The sequence below is a fragment of the Stenotrophomonas sp. AG209 genome, assembly GCF_003550055.1.
Taxonomy (GTDB): Bacteria; Pseudomonadota; Gammaproteobacteria; order Xanthomonadales; family Xanthomonadaceae; genus Stenotrophomonas.
In genome coordinates, this window is record NZ_QXDB01000001.1 from 1094535 (window position 1) to 1113952 (window position 19418).

At 66.3% G+C, this 19418-nt stretch carries 18 protein-coding genes and 3 tRNA genes; 14 read left to right on the forward strand and 7 right to left on the reverse strand.

Features of this window, described 5'->3' with window-relative positions; genetic code table 11:
* Nucleotides 1-81: 81 nt before the first annotated feature.
* Complete coding sequence (locus DFO63_RS05095) at nucleotides 82-2154, forward strand: DUF4034 domain-containing protein (protein ID WP_119006548.1); 2073 nt, start codon at nucleotides 82-84, stop codon at nucleotides 2152-2154.
* Between the two features lie 88 nt (nucleotides 2155-2242).
* On the opposite strand, the gene DFO63_RS05100 is transcribed toward DFO63_RS05095, so the two are convergent.
* A complete protein-coding gene (locus DFO63_RS05100) occupies nucleotides 2243-4573 on the reverse strand; it encodes a TonB-dependent receptor (protein WP_119006549.1) in 2331 nt (776 codons plus the stop codon).
* 235 nt (nucleotides 4574-4808) lie between these two features.
* Here DFO63_RS05100 and DFO63_RS05105 point away from each other — a divergent pair.
* Nucleotides 4809-4884, forward strand: a tRNA-Ala gene (locus tag DFO63_RS05105).
* Between the two features lie 61 nt (nucleotides 4885-4945).
* On the opposite strand, the gene DFO63_RS22095 is transcribed toward DFO63_RS05105, so the two are convergent.
* Nucleotides 4946-5119: a hypothetical protein gene (locus DFO63_RS22095; protein ID WP_014037899.1), complete on the reverse strand. Its 174-nt coding sequence runs from the start codon at nucleotides 5117-5119 to the stop codon at nucleotides 4946-4948.
* Between the two features lie 159 nt (nucleotides 5120-5278).
* On the opposite strand from DFO63_RS22095, the gene DFO63_RS05110 reads away from it, so the two are divergent.
* Nucleotides 5279-5764, forward strand: a complete 486-nt coding sequence (locus DFO63_RS05110; protein WP_119006988.1) for a hypothetical protein — start codon at nucleotides 5279-5281, stop codon at nucleotides 5762-5764.
* A 6-nt stretch (nucleotides 5765-5770) separates the two neighbouring features.
* Here DFO63_RS05110 and DFO63_RS05115 read toward each other — a convergent pair whose 3' ends face one another.
* A complete protein-coding gene (locus tag DFO63_RS05115; RefSeq protein ID WP_119006550.1) occupies nucleotides 5771-6532 on the reverse strand; it encodes an SDR family oxidoreductase in 762 nt (253 codons plus the stop codon).
* Between the two features lie 132 nt (nucleotides 6533-6664).
* On the opposite strand from DFO63_RS05115, the gene DFO63_RS05120 reads away from it, so the two are divergent.
* The gene (locus tag DFO63_RS05120; protein ID WP_119006551.1) at nucleotides 6665-7507 is read left to right on the forward strand and encodes a methylated-DNA--[protein]-cysteine S-methyltransferase; all 843 of its coding nucleotides are present in this window, start codon (nucleotides 6665-6667) and stop codon (nucleotides 7505-7507) included.
* A gap of 73 nt (nucleotides 7508-7580) precedes the next feature.
* Here the strand turns inward: DFO63_RS05120 and DFO63_RS05125 are convergent, their stop codons facing one another.
* Nucleotides 7581-8606 carry an NADP-dependent oxidoreductase gene (locus tag DFO63_RS05125; RefSeq protein ID WP_119006552.1) on the reverse strand — a complete coding sequence of 342 codons (1026 nt, stop codon included), beginning with the start codon at nucleotides 8604-8606 and terminating at the stop codon, nucleotides 7581-7583.
* Between the two features lie 333 nt (nucleotides 8607-8939).
* Between DFO63_RS05125 and DFO63_RS05130 the strand changes: the two genes are divergently transcribed.
* The 7 genes from DFO63_RS05130 to dxs all read left to right on the forward strand — a co-directional run bounded on the left by DFO63_RS05130 (nucleotide 8940) and on the right by dxs (nucleotide 15574).
* A tRNA-Phe gene (locus DFO63_RS05130) sits at nucleotides 8940-9015 on the forward strand.
* 72 nt (nucleotides 9016-9087) lie between these two features.
* Nucleotides 9088-9163: transfer RNA gene (locus tag DFO63_RS05135), tRNA-Phe, on the forward strand.
* Nucleotides 9164-9304: 141 nt separating this feature from the next.
* Entirely contained in the window at nucleotides 9305-9856 is a 552-nt protein-coding gene (locus tag DFO63_RS05140; protein WP_101765834.1) for a lipocalin family protein, read from the forward strand.
* Between the two features lie 164 nt (nucleotides 9857-10020).
* Nucleotides 10021-10497 carry an LEA type 2 family protein gene (locus DFO63_RS05145; protein ID WP_119006553.1) on the forward strand — a complete coding sequence of 159 codons (477 nt, stop codon included), beginning with the start codon at nucleotides 10021-10023 and terminating at the stop codon, nucleotides 10495-10497.
* Between the two features lie 65 nt (nucleotides 10498-10562).
* Nucleotides 10563-12353, forward strand: coding sequence for an acyl-CoA dehydrogenase C-terminal domain-containing protein (locus tag DFO63_RS05150; protein WP_099551910.1), 1791 nt, complete (start codon nucleotides 10563-10565; stop codon nucleotides 12351-12353).
* Nucleotides 12354-12895: 542 nt separating this feature from the next.
* The gene (locus DFO63_RS05155; RefSeq protein WP_032956174.1) at nucleotides 12896-13561 is read left to right on the forward strand and encodes an HNH endonuclease; all 666 of its coding nucleotides are present in this window, start codon (nucleotides 12896-12898) and stop codon (nucleotides 13559-13561) included.
* Nucleotides 13562-13666: 105 nt separating this feature from the next.
* Nucleotides 13667-15574, forward strand: coding sequence for a 1-deoxy-D-xylulose-5-phosphate synthase (gene dxs / locus DFO63_RS05160; protein WP_101766429.1), 1908 nt, complete (start codon nucleotides 13667-13669; stop codon nucleotides 15572-15574).
* Between the two features lie 139 nt (nucleotides 15575-15713).
* Here the strand turns inward: dxs and DFO63_RS05165 are convergent, their stop codons facing one another.
* The 3 genes from DFO63_RS05165 to DFO63_RS05175 form a co-directional block, all read right to left on the reverse strand.
* On the reverse strand, nucleotides 15714-15917 hold the full coding sequence (locus DFO63_RS05165; RefSeq protein WP_005417823.1) for a hypothetical protein: 204 nt from the start codon (nucleotides 15915-15917) through the stop codon (nucleotides 15714-15716).
* 175 nt (nucleotides 15918-16092) lie between these two features.
* Nucleotides 16093-16650, reverse strand: a complete 558-nt coding sequence (locus DFO63_RS05170; protein ID WP_119006554.1) for a DUF3011 domain-containing protein — start codon at nucleotides 16648-16650, stop codon at nucleotides 16093-16095.
* Between the two features lie 127 nt (nucleotides 16651-16777).
* Nucleotides 16778-17449 (reverse strand): response regulator transcription factor, encoded by a 672-nt coding sequence (locus DFO63_RS05175; RefSeq protein ID WP_101765836.1) that lies wholly within the window; start codon nucleotides 17447-17449, stop codon nucleotides 16778-16780.
* Between the two features lie 250 nt (nucleotides 17450-17699).
* Between DFO63_RS05175 and DFO63_RS05180 the strand changes: the two genes are divergently transcribed.
* The 3 genes from DFO63_RS05180 to DFO63_RS05190 are packed head-to-tail and all read left to right on the forward strand — an operon-like array spanning nucleotide 17700 to nucleotide 19319.
* The gene (locus DFO63_RS05180; protein ID WP_101765837.1) at nucleotides 17700-18407 is read left to right on the forward strand and encodes a hypothetical protein; all 708 of its coding nucleotides are present in this window, start codon (nucleotides 17700-17702) and stop codon (nucleotides 18405-18407) included.
* Entirely contained in the window at nucleotides 18404-18955 is a 552-nt protein-coding gene (locus DFO63_RS05185; RefSeq protein WP_119006555.1) for an ADP-ribosylation factor-like protein, read from the forward strand. Before DFO63_RS05180 ends, DFO63_RS05185 begins: the two co-directional genes overlap by 4 nt.
* Complete coding sequence (locus DFO63_RS05190; protein WP_014037913.1) at nucleotides 18948-19319, forward strand: roadblock/LC7 domain-containing protein; 372 nt, start codon at nucleotides 18948-18950, stop codon at nucleotides 19317-19319. Before DFO63_RS05185 ends, DFO63_RS05190 begins: the two co-directional genes overlap by 8 nt.
* The last annotated feature ends 99 nt before the right edge of the window (nucleotides 19320-19418 follow it).

The window sequence follows — 19418 nt, forward strand, 5'->3', positions numbered from 1 at the left end:
TCGGAATGAGCATCTGCCACGCTTGCCGACACGGGCGCGGGCCTGTCCAATAGCGGCCCCGCAACTGTTGGATGGCTTCAGATGACAAATGGAATTGCGAAGGACGGTCTCTCCGTCGAAGACCTGGCCTGGCGCACGCAGGCGCGCACCGCGCTGCAGGAACACGACCATGCAGCGCTGGATGCACTGCTGGCGCCCCACGAACAAGCGTGGCTGGACGGGGCGCGGGCGCTGCCCGGCATCCGCTGGCGCCTGCGCAACGTGCAGGACAAGGCCCTGACCCTGGATGAGCGCCTGCAGCAGGCACAGCGCTGGGTCGCCGCCGCACCACGCAGCTACTACGCCTGGCTGCGCCTGGGTGCGTGCTGGCAGGACGCTGCCAGCGAACTGCGCAGCGCCGACGTGGCCGCGCTGGTGGAGGACAGCCAATGGCTGGCCGCGCAGCTGGCCAGCGACCACGCCGTGTACGCCTACCTGCAGGCGATCCCGCTGTCGTCGCGGCCGGCACTGGCGCTGGATGGCATCAAGCGCATCACCAGCTACCTGCGCGAGCCGAACTGGTTGCGCGCGCTGCAGGCCGGGCAGCCAGCGCAGTCCGACGAGGCCGCATTGGCTGAACACTATCCGCAGGCGTGGCCGCAGGCACTGCAGCTTCTGTCGCGCTTCGGAACACCGCTGCAGGAACTGCCCGACAGCCTGCCGCCGCTGCTGCGCGGCCGCAGCCAGGACGACTTCGATGCGCCGCTGGCGTACTGGATGCGCCTGGTGCTGGAACAGCGCCCCGACGACCTGAGCACGCTGGAAGACACCCTGTACTTCCTGTACCCGCGCTGGGGCGGCAGCCACGAGGCGATGGAAGACTTCATCGAAGGCAGCTGGTGCCGCGGCCTCGATCTGGCGCAGAGCAATGCGCTGCGCTGGCGCAAGGCACAGGACTGGCTGGCCGAGTCGCCACAGCGCGATGACAGCGAAACCGTAGCCGCGCACGAGCGCGCATACGCACAGATTCTCGACTGGCACCTGGACCGCAACCTGCGCGCGGAGGTGCTGACCCAGCGTGCTGGACTGCGCTATCGGCTCGGCCGCATCGAAGAGGTCGAAGACGATGTGCAGTGGGATGCGCAGCACATGCTGGCGGTGTTCGAGGACCTGCAGCAGGCCTGGGCACTGGACCGCGACATGGTCCTGCACGAAGGCCTCAGCAATCTCGAGGCCTGCACCTGGTTTGCCCGCGTCGATGGTGCCGAAGCGCTGTTCGCCCAGGTGGTGGACTACGCCGCGCGCGAAGGTGATTCAGCGATCGGCCTGCTCTGGGCCGCGACGGCCATCGAGCATGGGCTGCTTGGCCAGAACGCCGATCCGGTACGCGCTGCGCCCCTGCTGCAGCGCGCATTGAAACTGGCACCACAGGAGAACACGTCGGCAGTCACGTTCGCGGCCAACCTGTTCTGTGATGTCTCGCAGGCTGCCGGCCTGTCGCTGCTGCAGCGCATGGCTGAAGCGGGCGATGCAGGTGCAATGTCTGCATTGTGCGACCTGTACAAGGGCCGCCTCGGCGGCCGTGACCAACCGCAGTTCGTTGATGCAGGGAAGGCCGCGTACTGGCAGGAGCGTGCGGTGGAAGGCGGCGACCTGATCGCCACCTACAATCTCGGCGTACGCCTGGTCGCTGCGGGCGGCGCAGAGAATGAAGCACGTGCGCGCGAGCTGTACCTGCGCTGCCTGGCTGAAGCCGAGGCCGGTGAGCGCGTATGGGGTCCGACCTGCCGCAACCTGGCCTGCCTGGCACTGGATGGCCAGAACGATGCGCACAAGCGCGAAGCGGTCGAACGCGCACTGATTCCACTGTGGTGGCGCGGCGACGACGACGACAAGCTGTGGGCCGCCGGCTACCTGGCCGACATCTACCACGTCGGCAACGGCGTGCCGGCCAATGCATTCCTCGCCCTGACCTGGCTGCAGCGTGCCAGCGAGATCGATCCGGAGTACGTGGACGTGGTGCGCATGGCGCCGCTGATCAACGGCGAGGGTCGCTGGTTCGGTGCCAGTCGCGCACGCAAGCAGCAGGAACAGGACCGCCAGCAGGTGGACAGCGCGACCTGGGCCCTGACCTTCGGCCAGCGCAGCCAGGACAGCGACCTCACCGCGGTCTGAAGCAACGAAAAGGGCGGCCCGGTAATCCGGGCCGCCCTTTGCATTCCAGCAGCGCGATGGCGGGACGACCCGCCACCGCGACAGCGCATTACCAGTTCATGTTCAGCGAGACACCCACGGTGCGCGGCTCGTTGTAGACCGCGGCCATGTAGTTCTCGATCACACCCTTGAGGTTCTTCTCGTTGGTGATGTTGCGCGCGAACAGCGCCACTTCGTAGGCACCGTAGTTGCCCGAGTAGCCGATCTTCAGGCCGCCCTCGAAGTCACCCTTGGAGTTGAACTCCTTGCTGTCGTACAGAACGAAGCTGGTGTAGCCCTGCTTGTTCCAGTCGGTGGAGACGAACATGGTGCCGGCGTCGCTGACCGGGAAGTCGTAGCGTGCTGCGAGGTTGACGTTGTACTTCGGCGCGTTCGGCAGCGGGTTGCCGTCGATCTGCGCGAAGGTGTTGGCACCGACCTTGATGGTCGGGTCATTCACGGTGCACACCACCTGGCCGTTGAGGCCGCAGACCTGCGCGTAGACGCGCTTGTCCTTGATCTCGCTGTGCAGCAGGCTCAGGCCGGCGCTCAGGGTCAGGTTCGGGATCGGGCGCAGTTCCATGTCCGCTTCGAAACCGTAGGCCTTGGCCTTGTCAGCGTTGAACAGCACGCCGTTGCCGTCCGAATCGTTGCCGTTGAGCTGGATGTCATTGACGGTGTAGGTGAACGCGGTGGCGTTCAGGCGCAGGCGGTTGTCCCACAGGCTGCTCTTCACGCCCGCTTCCCAGGACAGGATCGTCTCGGAATCGGCGGTGGTGAAGTCGGCATTGAACACGGCCGAACGGCCCTGGATGGTCGGGCCGCGGAAGCCGCGGGCGACCTTGGCGTAGACGCTCACGTCCGGCGTGATCTGATACATCGCGCTCAGATCCCAGCTCGGGGTGGTGTCGGACATCTTGACGTCGGTGCGGCCCTTGTAGGTGACCACGCCAGCGGCAGTGTCAGCCGTCTTCAGCAGGCGGGTGTGCTTCTCGTCCTTGGTCTGGCGCAGGCCGGCAGTGACGGTGAACTTGTCGGTGAAGGCGTAGCTCAGCTGGCCGAAACCGGCCCACGAGGTGTTCTTGTTGCGCAGGCGCACCCAGTTGTTCGGGTTGCGGGCCGCGCCCTGCAGGAACCATGCGCGCTGGTAGAAGTCGGTGGTGTCGCTGCCGTTGAAGTAGAACGCACCGGCCTGCCACTGCAGCGCGCTGTCGTCATGGCTGGCCAGGCGGAATTCCTGGGTCCACTGGTCCAGATCACGGATGCGGCCCATCGACTGGCCGTAGCCATTCGGCACGCCGTTCACTGGGAAGTTCACCGCGGCGCCGCCGTCGGTGTCGCCACGGCTGTAGCCGGAGGTGGTTTCGTAGGCGGTGATCGAGGTGAAGTCGATCGCACCGAAGTCGTAACGCGCCTTCACCGAACCGCCGTAGGTCTTGTAGGCCTGCGGGTTGTTGTCGGCTTCGTCGTAGGCGACCTTGTCGCGCGGCACGTCGGTCTTGTTCGAGCCCTTGGTCAGCGCACCGCGCAGGAACAGGGTCGAGGTGCCTTCGTAGTCACGGGCATGGGCCGAGGCAAGGATCGAGAACTGGTCGCTCGGGGTCAGCAGCAGCTGCGCGCGCACGTTGCGGTCATCGAAGCCGCCCATGGCGTTCTTCTTCGGGCTGACCGTGCCGTCGGCACTCGGGCCCTTGTAGGTGTTGTCGACATAGTCGTCGCGGTGCTGGTACAGGGCCGACACGCGGAACGAGGCGATGTCGTTGATCGGGCCACCGAAGCCGCCGTCGATCGACACGCTGTTGTAGGTCGCGTAGCTGGCGCTGACGCGGCCGGTGTAGTCCTGGGTCGGCTTCAGGGTGTCGAACTTGATGATGCCGGCGGTGGTGTTGCGGCCGAACAGCGAGCCCTGCGGGCCGCGCAGCACTTCCACCTGGTCCACGTCATAGACCGGGTTGGACTTCAGCACCACGTGTTCCAGCACCACGTCGTCCTGGATGATCGACACCGGCTGCGAGGCACCGAGGTAGAAGTCGATGTTGCCCAGGCCGCGGATGTAGAAGCGCGGGAAGATGCGGCCGGTGGTGGTTTCCGCATACAGGCTCGGCACGCGGCCGGACAGCGCCAGCAGGGTGTCGTCGCCGCCGGCGGTGAAGTCGCGCATGCGCTCGCCCTGCACCACGCCGACCGAGACCGGCACTTCCTGCAGGTTCTGCTCGCGGTGCTCGGCGGTCACGGTGATGGTGTCCAGCCCGGTCGGGGTCGGCGCGCTGTCCTGCGCGGCGGCGCCGAAGCTGCCGACCAGGGCCAGGCCAGCACAGGCCAGGGCCAGCGGGTGGCGGCGGAAGGAAACGAAGGAAGACGACATACCCGACAGGCGGCGGGAATCGGAATGGGAGGGCATGGAATGCTCTGAGGAGGCGTCCGTGCGGCCTGCGCGAGCCGGGCGGCAAATAGGAGGAATACTGCGCAAGCCGCCATTATCCCCCAAATTGTTACGATTTCGTTGCGCGGCGCTCACGCCCGGTGAAACAGGCGGTTTCGGCACAGTTGTGCACTAACGCGCCACGTCTTCCGGCACGAAATCCTGGATCGGCTTGGCAAGGAGCAGCTGCTTGGCTAAACTGAAGCCCTGCCGTGGGGCCATAGCTCAGCTGGGAGAGCGCGTCGTTCGCAATGACGAGGTCAGGAGTTCGATCCTCCTTGGCTCCACCACTATTCAGAAGAACCCGTAGATCTCCGCGATCTGCGGGTTTTTTCTTTTCCGGGTTCCGCCTCAGGCCGGCTCCTCACCGCCGTCCTTGCGCCGTGGGCTCCGTGAGTGCGCATCACGCACCTGTTGATCGCGCTGACCTGGCCGCTGCCTGGCCACGTCGTCCTGCTTCCTGTCCTGGCGGCTTTCCTGCACCCCCTGCTTCGGATCACCCTGGTCGTTGTCTCGCTCACTCATCGAATACTCCTTCGCCGGTGGAGTCCGACGCTGACGCCACGCTAGAACGCAACGGGTAAGCCGCAGGTCAGTCCGGCGCGAACACGGTGTGCAGCCAGCGGCTTGCAGCCATCGATGAGGTACATCCAGAATCCGATGCAAACCGCATATCGGTACGCCATGCCCTCAACGTCCAAGCGCGTCGCATCATTCGTGCCGATGAACTTCAATCCGACCGACGGCAGCATCCAGCTTGGCAACCTGCCGGCACTGATCTGCCCCACCCTCTCGCAGGACGAGGCGCGCATCGCCTTCGCCACGCTGATGCATGGCGAGCGCGATGTCGGCACCGGCTACCACTGGCTCAGCCTGCACCGGCTCAGCCTGGGCGGTGCGCCCGCTGGCATCAGCCTGTGCTTCCACGGGCAACGGCTCGACATGGTGACGATGAGCGTCGATCTGCCCGGTGCAACACTGGAAGACGGCTGGCCGACCCAGGCAGCAATCGATGCCGAAGTCGCTTTCATGCGCCGCACCTTGGCTACGGCACTCGGGCGCAAACTGGCCGGCGGCCACGCCCGCTTCGGCTGGGGCGAGGCCTGGGCCCGGTTCGACCCGAAAGGCTTCATGGCCAGCAGCGGCATCCGCTACGCGCCACGCACGTGACCGCGCTCAGGTACGGGTGATCGACACCCCTCCCTCCACGCGCATCGCGCTGCCGGTAACGAAACTGCTCTCATCGCTGGCCAGGAACAACGCCGCGTTGGCGATCTCCTCCGGCTCGGCCATGCGCTTGAGTGCGTGCAGCGAGCGCACGAAGTCGCGGGCATCGCCGGACGGTGCAGCCTGCCGGCCCATTTCGGTATCGGTGCCCCCGGGCAGCAGCACGTTGCTGCGCACGCCGCGCGCCCCGTACTCGGCAGCGATCACCTGGCTCAGGCCGATCAGCCCGGCCTTGCTCGACGCATAGGCCGCCATACCCGGGAATCCCACGGTATGGCCGACGAAGGTGCCGACGAACACCAGCGAGCCACCGCCGCGTGCCAGCAATGCCGGCAACTGCGCGCGTGCGGCATGGAAGGCGGCATCCAGATTGGTGGCCATCACCTCGCGCCAGGCATCCACCGGGAACTCCGCTGCCGGTACACCGGGGCCGAGCAGGCCGGCGTTGTTGAGCGCGATGTCCAGGCCACCGAAGGACTGCTGGGCCAGATCGACCAGCGCCTGCGCCGTGCCCGGGGCGGCCACGTCGGCGGCATGCACCACCACCTCGCCACCGGCGGCGCGGATCTGCTCGGCCAGCGCCTGCAGCGGCTCCAGCCGCCGCGCGTTGAGCACCAGCTTTGCGCCTTCGGCAGCGAAGCGCAGCGCGCTGGCGCGGCCAATGCCAGCGCTGGCGCCGGTGATGAGAGCGATCTTGTTGTTCAGGCGCATGGTGGCGGTATCGGTTGTGAAGTCGCTGCCACGATGCCGCGCCTTCGGCCCGCCAACACTCCGTTTCCGGGCCTCACAGATGGGTGCAGGAAACGGAGTTTCCGCAGCACCGGCACGTGCCAGAATCCGGCCATGGACAGTACCGCCACCACCGCCCTCGATGCCCGCGTCGAACGCGTCTGCCGCCACCTTCAGGCCAGCCTCGACGAACCCTCGCTGCAGGAGCTGGCCGACATCGCCGGCTGCAGCCCGACGCGCCTGCATCGCCTGTTCAAGCAGGCGACCGGGCTGACCCCCAAGCAGTACGCCGCTGCGCTGCGCGCCGACCGCCTGCGCACCGGGCTTCAGCAGCAGGAACGCATCACCGATGCCTTCCACGACGCCGGCTTCGGTTCCAGCGGGCGCTTCTACGAGAACGCACCGAAGTTGCTGGGTATGACGCCCAAGCAATGGCGCGCAGGTGGCCGCGGCGAAGTCATCCACTTCGCCATCGCCGAAAGTTCACTGGGCAGCGTGCTGGTGGCCAGCAGCGGTACCGGTGTGGTTGCGATCCTGCTCGGTGATGATCCGGAGACGCTGTTGCAGTCGCTGCAGCAGCGCTTCCGCCAGGCCGAACTGGTCGGCGCCGACCAGGGTTATGAACAACTGGTGGCACAGGTGGTGGGCCTGGTCGAGGATCCCTCGCGAGGCGCCAGCCTGCCGCTGGATATCCGAGGCACCGCCTTCCAGCAACGGGTATGGCAGGCGCTGCAGCAGATCCCGCGCGGCCAGACCGCCTCGTATGCCGATATCGCCGCACGTATCGGCGCGCCGCGATCAAGCCGCGCGGTGGCACGCGCCTGTGCAAGCAATTCGCTTGCCGTGGCGGTGCCCTGCCACCGGGTGGTGCGCCGCGATGGCGACCTGTCCGGTTACGCCTGGGGCGTGGCACGCAAGCGCGAACTGCTGCGCCGGGAAAAGGCCTCGACTGCCTGACGTAGGTACCGACCTTGGTCGGCACGCCCAGCTTCCAGTAGGTGCCGACCTTGGTCGGCACACCGCCAGGCCCTCAATCCAGCTTCACCACCAGCTTGCCGAAGTTGTGCCCCTTCAGCAGCCCGAAGAACGCCTCCGGCGCCTTCTCCAGCCCTTCCACCACATCCTCGCGGTACTGGATGCGGCCTTCGCGCAGCCACTGCGGCATCTCGCGTTCGAAGTCCGGCCACAGGTGGTTGAAGTCGTGCACGATGAAACCACGCACGGTCAGGCGCTGGCGCAGGATCTGGCTGAACAGTGCGGGTAAGCGGTCCGGGCCGGGCTGCTCGACGCCCCGCTCGTTGTAGGTGGCGATGGTGCCGCACACCGGAATGCGGGCGAAGTCGTTGAGCAGCGGCAGCACTGCATCCAGCACGTGCCCGCCCACGTTCTCGAAATACACGTCGATACCCGTGGGCACCGCCGCGCGCAGCTGGGCGGCAAAATCAGCCGCGCGATGGTCCAGCGCCACGTCCACGCCCAGCGTCTGCAGATAGGCGCGCTTGGTCTCGCCACCGGCGATGGCGACCACGCGCGCGCCCTGCAGCTTGGCCAGCTGCGCCACGGTCGCGCCCACCGGCCCGGTCGCGGCAGCCACCACCAGCGTCTCGCCCGGCTTCAGGCGTGCGATTTCATGCAGGCTGGAATAGGCGGTGAAACCCGGCATGCCATACACACCCAGCGCCGTACTCAGCGGCAGTCCGGCCGGATCCAGACGACGCCCCAGCGCTCTGGCCGGCAGCACCGCGTGGGTCTGCCAGCCACCCGGCGCCAGCACCAGCTCACCTGCGGTTACGCCCTCGGCCTTGGATTGCAGCACCTCGGCCACGGTCTGCCCTTCCATCACCGCGCCCACCGCCACCGGGGCAGCGTACGACGGGCCCTCGTCCATGCGTCCACGCATGTACGGGTCCAACGACAGGTAGCGGTTGCGCAGCAGCACTTCGCCATCCGCCAATGCCGGCAACGCAACCTTTTCCAGGCGGAAGTTGGCCGCACTCGGCGCCCCCTGCGGACGCGACGCCAGCACGATGCGGGAGGTGGTAGAGGAATCGGACATGGTCGGGTCTCTGCTGTTGCCAGCGTCGGGAAAGGACTGCCGACACTACGCCGCAGCCATCCCCGATGGCGGCCACGAAAACAGCGTTCCATTGCCCGGACCGGCGCGGGTCCAGCGCAGCCCTTGCCCTTGCAGCTTTGGCGATCGCGGCGACCTGCTGATTTCCACCGCAGACGATGATCGACTGGTCACGCCCCGCCCACGACGGAGGATCAAGCACTTGCGAGCGCGCAGACGGCAATGTGAAGAAATCTTGGCAAAACGCTTGCCGAAGGCAGCCGACCTCCGTAATATACGCGTCCTTGGCAGCGACCTCGCTGCAACGAAACATGTGGCCGAGTAGCTCAGTTGGTAGAGCAGGGGATTGAAAATCCCCGTGTCGGCGGTTCGATTCCGTCTTCGGCCACCACTTTCGAAGGCCTGCAGAAATGCGGGTCTTTTTTTTCCGGAAACCGCATTCACCGCGGTCGCCACACAATTTGGCCGAGTAGCTCAGTTGGTAGAGCAGGGGATTGAAAATCCCCGTGTCGGCGGTTCGATTCCGTCTTCGGCCACCATCTTCAGAGACCTGCAGAAATGCAGGTCTTTTTTTGTTCGCGCTTCGCGCAAGCGGCGGCCACCGCCGCCCGGTTGACGAAACATTTACACCGGCATGCGCGGCGGCACCTACGCTCCAGACTCCTGCCTGGAGCCTGCCGATGCCTCTGCGCCCCGCCCTGCTCGCCTGCCTGCTGCTGGCCGCCTTCCCGGTGATCGCCGCCGAACCGGTGCGCGCGGTCGAAACGCTGGACATCGACCGCTACGCAGGCCAATGGCACGAAATCGCGCACCTGCCGGTGTCGTTCCAGAAGCAGTGCGTGGGCGAGATCACTGCCAACTACGGGCTGCGCCGCGACGGCCGCATCAGCGTCACCAATGCCTGCCGCAATGGCGAGGGCGAACGCGTGGTCGCCGAAGGCGTGGCACGCCTGGTGGCCGGACACCCCGGCCAACTGCAGGTGCGCTTCGTGCCCGACTGGCTGAGCTGGGTCCCCCTGGTCTGGGCCGACTACTGGGTGCTGGCGCTGGACCCGGACTATCAGTGGGCGCTGGTTGGTGAACCGGACCGCAAGTACCTGTGGATCCTCTCGCGGCTGCCGGAAATGGATCGCGCCCGGTTCGAACAGTTGAAAGCCAAGGCCGAGGCCATGGGCTACGACCTCGGCCCGCTGCGGCTGATGGCACCGTTGCGCGATACGCCCGCCGACTGAACCGCCCCGCATCGGGCGCATTCCGCGCGCCCGATCCAGCGTTGCGCACGCCCGGCCGCCATCTTCACGCGCTACCCTCTGCGACGGGTCGCCACAGGCGATCCACAAAACCATACGCCGTAGTATGCTTACCCCAACGCACCCCCTCCAGAGGACTTGCGCCCATGCTCCACCGTTTCCGTACCGCCTTGATCGTCCTGTGCACCCTCGCCCTTGTTGCCTGCAACAACGGCATCGTCAAGCGTGTTTCGGAACCGGCAGCCAGCCTGCAGCAGCTGACCGTGCGTGCCGACGGCAACTGGACCGTGGCCCTGCGCCTGCAGAACTTCAGCTCGATGCCGATGACCTTCGATGACGTCGCGCTGGCGCTGACCGTCGGCGACAACGACGCTGGCACCCTGCAGGTCAAGCCCGGCATCTCCATCGGCGGCACCTCCGCCGACGTCATCAATGTCGAACTCGTGCCCAGCTCGGCCGCGCGCCTGGTGGTGGCCGACGCGCTGGCCAGCAACCGCACCCTGGCCTATGGCCTGAAGGGAACGGTGGCGGCCACACCGCAGGAAAAGAAGCAGCGCAGCTTCGACATCAGCAGCCGCAGCACCCTCAACCAGGCCCCCGGCCTGCCCGGCGTGCTGCGCTGAACCCGCCTTTCGTCGCGGCGCCCGGCGCCGCTCTCCCCCTGCCCTGATCAAATCGAGACGTACCGATGAGCAGCTACACCGCCCCGCTTTCCGACCTCCGTTTCGCCCTGCACGACGTGCTCAAGGTCGAACCCCTGTTCGCCCGCCTGGGCTTCACCGACGCCACCGCCGACGTGGTCGATGCCGTGCTGGAAGAAGCCGGCCGCTTCAGCGCCACCGTGCTGGCCCCGCTCAACAGCGTCGGCGACGAGATCGGCTGCGTGCTCGACCAGGCCACCGGTGAAGTGACCACCCCGCCCGGCTTCAAGCAGGCCTACGACCAGTTCGTCGATGGCGGCTGGACCGGCCTGACCGCCTCGCCGGAGCTGGGCGGCCAGGGCCTGCCGCACACCCTGGGCGTGCCGCTCAACGAAATGATCAACGCCGCCAACCTGGCGTGGGGCAACTTCCCGCTGCTCTCGCATGGCGCCATCGAAGCGCTGAAGCAGCACGGCGAGGCCTGGCAGCACGAGGCCTTCCTCAAGCCGCTGATCGAAGGCCGCTGGACCGGCACCATGTGCCTGACCGAACCGCACTGCGGCACCGACCTGGGCCTGCTCAAGACCAAGGCCGAGCCGAACGCCGATGGCAGCTATTCGATCACCGGCACCAAGATCTTCATCACTGCCGGCGAGCATGACCTGACCGGCAACATCGTGCACCTGGTGCTGGCCAAGCTGCCCGACGCCCCTCCGGGCGCCAAGGGCATCTCGCTGTTCGTCACCCCGAAGTTCAAGGTCGACCGCGAGGGCAACGTCGGTGAGCGCAACGCACTGCGCTGTGGCTCGATCGAGCACAAGATGGGCATCAAGGGGTCGGTCACCTGCGTGATGAACTTCGATGGTGCGCAGGGCTACCTCGTCGGCCAGCCGCACAAGGGCCTGCAGGCGATGTTCACCATGATGAACACCGCGCGCCTGGGCGTCGGCCTGCAGGGCATCGGCCTGTCCGAGCGCGCCTACCAGAACGCATTGAAGTACAGCCGTGAGCGCCTGCAGTCGCGCGCCCTGAGCGGCGCCAAGTTCCCGGACAAGCCGGCCGACCCGATCCTGGTCCACCCGGATGTGCGGCGCATGCTGCTGACGGTGAAGTCGCTGGTCGAAGGCAGCCGCCTGCTGGCGCTGCACGCCGCCACCCTGATCGACGTCGCCCACCACGCCGAGGATGCCGCCGAGCGCGAGCGCGCCGACACCCTGGTGAGCTTCCTGACCCCGATCTCCAAGGCCTGCCAGACCGAATGGGGCATCGAGAACACCTACAACGCCCTGCAGTGCTTCGGTGGCCACGGCTACATCCGCGAACACGGCATGGAGCAGCTGGCCCGCGATGCACGCATCACCACGCTGTATGAAGGCACCACCGGCATCCAGGCGCTGGACCTGATCGGCCGCAAGACCGCGTCCAGCCAGGGCGCCGGCCTGAAGCTGATGCTGGCCGAGATCGAAGCCTTCGCCAAGGAACACGAGGGCAACGAAGCGCTGGCCGAGTTCATCGGCCCGCTGCGCGCCAAGGCCGCCGAATGGGGCAAGCTGACCCTGGACGTGCTGCAGCGCGCGGCCGCCAACCCCGACGAACTGGGTGCGGCCAGCTACGACTACCTGTTCTATTCGGGTTACGTGGTACTGGCCTACTGGTGGGCCCGCAGCGTCGCCGCCGCCGACGCCAGCGCGCACGGCGCCGCCTTCGCCCAGGGCAAGCGCGAAACCGCTCGCTTCTACTTCGCCCGCGTGCTGCCTCGCACACTCAGCCACGCCGCCGCGATCCAGGCCGGCGCCGCCCCGCTGATGGCCATGGACGACGAGCGCTTCGGCGCCTGAGCCGGGCTGCGCCCGGCACCCGCGGTAGTGCCGGCCGCTGGCCGGCAACCGCAACAGCAACAGCTGCATCCCGATGAATGGCTGGGCGGCGTGGGCTGGCAGGACACGCCGTAAACCCCGCTCCGCGGTCCGGCCCAGCCGCTGGCGACTGTGCGTTCGGGCGCTTGCGAAGCAGTGCTTCGCAAGCAAAGCGCCCTCACCCATGGGGGCTCGATGGCGCCATCCATGGCGCCAACGGTCCTGCCACCCCACCGCCCGGGCCTCTGACAGGTTCACTCGGCTGATGGCAGGTGTCGACCTTGGTCGACACGGCAGATCCACGCCACGCGTGGATGGAAACCACCGGGATCTCTCTGGAGAAGAGCCCCCCTTTGTTAAGGGGGGCGCGCCAACGGCGCGGGGGCTAGGAGGGATGCGTGGGCATCCCAACCCGTCGACGGCGGGCTGGGATGCCGAATGCGCGGACCTGAATCGTTGCGATTTGCGTATCGCCGACAGGCGATACACAAATCGTCAACATTCAGGTATAAGCTGTTCTCCCGATGGAGACAGACACTACACGCTTGGGTCTGATCGAAGCCGGAGCTCCGTTTTCTGCTCCGGGCGCCGAAGCATCGCCCAACGCCACGACGCTGCATCGCCCCGGTTCGGTCCGGCTGCTCTCGCTTGATGCCCACGGACGCGTACTGGACTGGATCACCTGGCAGGATGCGGCGTGCCTCTACGCACGCGAAGCGGTGGCCTGGACGCTCGGCGACCCCTGCCTGCACATCCATGGCGGCACCAACCGCTTCAGCGGACTGCAGAGCGGCATGGACCTGCACCCGATCATCGCCGCCCGCGGCCACGCTCGCTCGCGCGCAATCGACCCGACGCCGAACCTGACCAACCAGGCCCTGTTCGCCCGCGACGCCCATCTGTGCATGTACTGCGGCCAGCAGTTCAGCCGCCCCACGCTCACCCGCGACCACGTCATGCCGCTGTCCAAGGGCGGCCTGGACTGCTGGGAAAACGTGGTCACCGCCTGCTTCCACTGCAATTCGCGCAAGAGCGACCGTACCCCGCAGCAGGCCGGCATGCCCCTGCTGGCGGTGCCCTACCGGCCCAGCTGGATCGAGCACCTGATCCTGTCCAACCGCAACATCCTGGCCGACCAGATGGCCTTCCTGAAGGCGCAATTGCCCAAGCGGTCGAAACTGAGCACCTGAACGCCCGAAAATGCAACCCTCACCGTCCTGTCACGGGCGGCGGCGTTTGCTTGCCCCACCCCCGTTTGAGGGCGAAAATGGGCGTTCAGAAAAAGTGCGAACATGATGATCGACTCTGCCCGCTATCCCCGCCTCGCGCGCATCCAGACGCCGGATGACCTGCGCACGTTCGACGAATCCGAATTGAGGGCGGTTGCTGACGAACTGCGCGCCTACCTCATCGAATCGGTGGGCAAGAGCGGCGGCCACTTCGCCGCCGGCCTGGGCGTGATCGAGCTCACCGTGGCCCTTCACTACCTGTACCAGACGCCGCACGACCAGCTGGTCTGGGACGTCGGCCATCAGACCTACCCGCACAAGATCCTCACCGGCCGCCGCGACGAGATCCACACCGTCAAGCAGAAGGACGGCGTCGCGCCGTTCCCGAAGCGCGAGGAAAGTGAGTACGACACCTTCGGCGTCGGCCACTCCTCGACCTCGATCTCGGCCGCACTCGGCATGGCCATCGCCCGCCAGTCCGAAGGCGACGACCGCAAGGTCGTGGCGGTGATCGGCGACGGCGCGATGACCGCCGGCATGGCGTTCGAAGCGCTGATGCATGCCGGCGGCATGGAGCCGGAACCGAACCTGCTGGTGATCCTCAACGACAACAACATGTCGATCTCCGAGGCCGTGGGCGGCCTGACCAAGATGCTGGGACGCGCCACCGGCAGCCGCACGCTCAACGCACTGCGCGAAGGCGGCAAGAAGATCCTCGGTGACAAGAAGAACAACCCGGCGCGCTTCGTGAAGCGCTGGGAAGAACACTGGAAGGGCATGTTCGTGCCCTCCACGATGTTCGAGGAAATGGGCTTCCACTACACCGGCCCGATCGACGGCCACGACATGCCTGCCCTGCTGTCCACGCTGAAGACGCTGCGCGCCTCCAAGGGCCCGAAGCTGCTGCATGTGATGACCACCAAGGGCAAGGGCTACGAGCCGGCCGAAGGCGACCAGATCGGTTACCACGCCGTGGGCCCGTTCGATCCGGACAAGGGCCTGGTGGCCAAAGCCGGGGCCAAGAAGCCGACCTATACCGATGTATTCAGCGACTGGCTGTGTGATGCCGCCGCCGCCGAGCCGCGCCTGTACGGCATCACCCCGGCAATGCGCGAAGGCTCAGGCCTGGTGCGCTTCAGCAAGGAATACCCGCAGCGCTACTTCGACGTGGCGATCGCCGAGCAGCACGCGGTCACCCTCGCCGCCGGCATGGCCACCCAGGGTGGCAAGCCGGTGGTGGCGATCTATTCCACCTTCCTGCAGCGCGCGTACGACCAGCTGGTGCACGACGTGGCGATCCAGGACCTGGACGTGCTGTTTGCGATCGATCGCGCCGGCGTGGTCGGCCCGGACGGCGCAACCCACGCCGGCAACCTCGACCTGAGCTTCCTGCGCTGCGTGCCGAACCTGGTGGTGATGGCACCGTCCAATGAAGCCGAGTGCCGGCAGATGCTCAGCACCGGCCTGCAGCACCCGGGCCCGGCCGCCGTACGCTACCCGCGTGGCACCGGCACCGGCGTTGCGGCCGGTACCGACCTGTCGACCCTGCCGATCGGAAAGGGCGAGCTGCGCCTGCAGGGCAGCCGCATCGCCCTGCTCGCCTTCGGCAGCACCGTGGCCGCCGCTGAGCAGGTCGGCCGCGAACTGGGCCTGAGCGTGGTCAACATGCGCTTCATCAAGCCACTGGATCGCGAGCTGGTGCTGGCCATGGCCGCCCAGCACGAGGGCTTGGTCACGATCGAAGACAACGTGGTGGCCGGTGGCGCCGGTTCCGGCGTCGGTGAACTGCTCAATGCCGAAGGCGTGCTGCGTCCGATCCTGCACCTGGGCCTGCCCGACAGCTATCAGCACCACGCCAGCCGCGAGGACCTGCTGGCCGAAGCCGGCATCGACGCGGCCGGCATCCGCGCTGCTGTGCTCAAGCGCTGGCCGCAGCTGGCCGCAGGTATCCCGCCGCTCAGCGCGGCAGGCTGAGGCCGATCGCCACCCGGTAGATTCACACAGGGCGCAATGGGCGCGGACAGAGTCCGCACCCTTCAGGCTCGAAACGCGTAGATCCACGCCATGCGTGGATGGCGGAACTCCGCAGGCCTGCCTCGGCAGGCACCCGCCTTCAGCCGTAACTGACCGCTTCGACGAATGCGCCGCTGGCTTCCACGCGCACGGCCGCACGCTGACCGGTGTCGACAAAGTGCAGGCGGGCCAGGGTCTCGGCGAAGTCATAGGCACGGGCGCCATCGCGGAACTCGATCGGCTCCGGCCGGTCCGGATGCAGCACGCGCCACTGGCGCTGTTCGCATTGCAGGCGGATCAACATGCAGCTCACTCCTTGAGGCAGCGTATCGATGGCGGCGCGATGCCCATGCCGGCTACGGCACACGGCATCGCTGGGATTCAGGGCACGCAACGTGCCCTGATCGCAGACAATACGGCGTTCAAAATGTGAGCTGTATCAGATTATTCTGATTTTCACGGGACAGAGCGCGGAATGCTCAGTTCACCTGGAACTGCGCCCGGCAGCCATCGCTGACCCAGATGCCACGGCGATCCCAGCCCCAGCTCTGGCCTTCGATACAGGCGCTGCGCGAGTCCTGGCGGATCAGGCGTACACCCCGGCGGATGCGGGCATCGCAGTACTCCTGGCGATGACCATTGGAGTGGCAGGTGACGACATCGCCGCCGCCCCACCCATTGCCATTACCCCAGCCACCGCCATTGCCGCCCCAGCCGCCACCGCGGCGGTACTCACCCACGAATTCGGCACGGCACCCCTGTGTGACCCAGACGCCATTGCGCGACTGGCCCCAGGTTTCGCCTTCCACACAGGGCGAACCGGACAGCTGGCGGATCAACCGCGCGCGGCCGTCCAGGCGGCACTCATTGCTGCGGTTCTTGAACGACTCGCAGCGCACGATGCCACTGCCATCGCGGCCGCCATAGCGGTCGTCGTCATAGCCGTAGCCATAGCTCTGCGCCTGGGCGCCACCGGCAGCCGCCAGCATCGGCAACAGGGTGCAGGCCAGGGTGCGCCAGGTGAGTGCCTTGCCCATCGAGATCTCCAGATGAATACGATGGCGCAAGCATCCGGGATTCACGGCCCGCCGCACAGAGGGGGGCGCAACGGCAGTTTTTCCCCATTCAAACAACGCAACCGGACCTGACTGGACCGCTGTGAGCTCATGGGCTCCCGTTTGCTGCCCCACTGGCCATGCCACCGGCATTGCCCAGGCGTTCCTCGAACGCATAGGCGAACAGCTCGGCATCATTGCTGATGCCCAGTTTCCTCATCGCCGAAATGCGTTGCCGGCTGATGGTACTGACGGTGCGCCGCAGCTGCCCGGCGATCTCTGTGATCGAAGGCCCCGACACATACAGCCGCAGAACTTCCAGCTCCTTGGGCGACAACACCGAAAGCGATCGCTCGCGCCCACCCTCCTGCAGGCAGTGCGCCAACTGGGGGTCCAGGTAGATCCCCCCGCTCAACACGGTATCGACCGCCTTGCGGGTGCCATCCACGCAACTGCACTTCCACACCAGTCCGCGCACACCGGTACGCATGGCCATGTTCAAGGTGGTGGCATTGGTGACCATCGTGACCAGGATCACCGGCACCTTGGGGTAATTGCGACTCAACGCCTGCAGCATCGCCTGGCCGTCCGAGCGGCCGACATCCGGCATCGAAAAATCAGTCACCACCAGATCCACCGGCTCTTCGGCCAGGATGGCCAGCAGGCTTTCTGCACATCGCGCCTCCGCCACCACGCGATGGTGCCCACCGGCCTCGATCACGATGCGCGTGCCAAGCAGGACCAGTGGATGATCATCCGCGATGGCAATTCGAGTGAGCATGCTGATTACCCGTCAATAGTCACGCCGCAGTGCGCAGTGGAGACGCTAGTAATCATTCCAGGTTACGTCAACTTAATAATCGCTCGCTGCAATTGATTTCATCGAAGCATAAACATCCGGCCAATTCCATTTGTTGCAGAGAGCATCAAAAACACGAATGGCACTGCAGCTTTCCCAATAGTTTCATTCCAGAAAGCTAGGAGGACCGCTTACAAAGTCACCTCCGATCACTCGCTGCCCTGGACATCCCATGGTCCGTTTCCGTCGTCAACCGTTTGAGGATCTGCAAGAGCCCTTTGAAGCAGAGCCCCTGGCGCCGGCCGCATTGCCAACTGCCGCATTGCCGTTCGTACAGCAGTTGCGCCTGCACCTGGCAAGCGATGGCGCGCTGCCACGGCGTTCGGCCCATGCCGCGATCATTCATGACGGGGCCACCGTGTGCTGGCTGGACGCCAGGAACGACCGGATGATGACCACCGCACCCGCGCCGATCACGCTGACACTGCTGCAGAGACTACTGGGCGACGCAGACCCTCGGCTGAGCCTGGTACCGGTGACACAGGAGGTCTTCGTGCAGCGTGCAACGGTGTGCAGCAATGTTCCGCTGCGCTTGACGCTATGGAACGTTGCCCTGGTCACGGACGGCCGCGGCGTGCCGATCCCGCCCCTGCAGGACGGCACGAAGTTGCGCCTCCGGCGTTGGCCAGACTTCCGCATCCTCGCCCATCGTCCCGACCACTTCCGACTGTGCGCGCTGCTGATCAAGCAGGGCGCGTCCGTGCGGGCATGCTGCGACATCCTCGATCTGCCACGCCAAATCGTGCAGTCGTTCTTCAACGCAGCGTTCCTCACCGCCTATGCCTTTCCCGTTGTGGGCGAGGACGCACCCGTGCGCTCCTCGCCCGCCGACGGCCTCGTCAATCTGTGGCGACAACTTCGCATCCGCTGGAGTGCATGACCGTGCGTGAGCACAAGATCGTAGTGATGGGCCCACTCGGCGCGGGCAAGTCCACCCTCGTGCAGACCCTGACCCGGGGCACGGCCGTGGTGACGGAAGCCCGCAATACCGACCCTACCGTGGGCAAGCAATACACCACCGTGGCGATGGACTATGGCGACATCGACCTGCCAGGCGGCGACCGCCTGCGCCTGTACGGATCGCCGGGGCAGGAACGCTTCTCCTACATCTGGCCGATCCTGCTGGCCGGTGCAGAAGGTGCCATCGTCCTGATCGATGGCAGCGCCAGCGTGGGCGCCACGCTGGCCGGGCGGCATCTGAGAGCCATCGCCGACAGCGCACCGGGCCTGCCCGTGGTCATCGGCTTCACCCGATGCGGCAGCACCGATGATCCGGTACAGCCGCACTGGCAGGACTGGTTGCAGGACCATGCGCCACACCTGCCGGCATTGCCGCTGGACCCACGCGACATGGCACAGGCCATCATTGCGATGGACCTGCTGATGAGCCAGATCGAATGCAGCGCCATGGCGGCCGCCCATGAATGACATCGACCGCACATCGGCACTCGACGCGCTGGTACACGATGTCACCGGTATCCAGGCGCTCGTCGTTGCCAGCACTGATGGTTTCGCACTGGCCCAGGCCGGCCCGAAGAGTCATGTCGCCGATCGCCTGGCCGCGATGACCAGCTCGATGCTCGGCCTGGCCAGTGCGCTGGGTCGCGAACTGCACTTCGGCGAACTCGACACACTCATCCTCGATGCCGCCAACGGCAAGGTACTGATGCTCGCCATTCCAGGGAAGCAACCGCGCCTGCTGATGACGGCGTGCGACCACAGCTGCGTCATCGGCAACGTGCTGTGGCATGCCAAGCAGTGCGTGCGCGCATTGGCCAACACCCCGACCTGATACATGCCCCTCTCAGTACTCAGACGCCTCTTCACCCCCTCACACCCGCAACGGACCACTGAAATGAATATCGCCATCAACAAATGCCTGGACACGCTC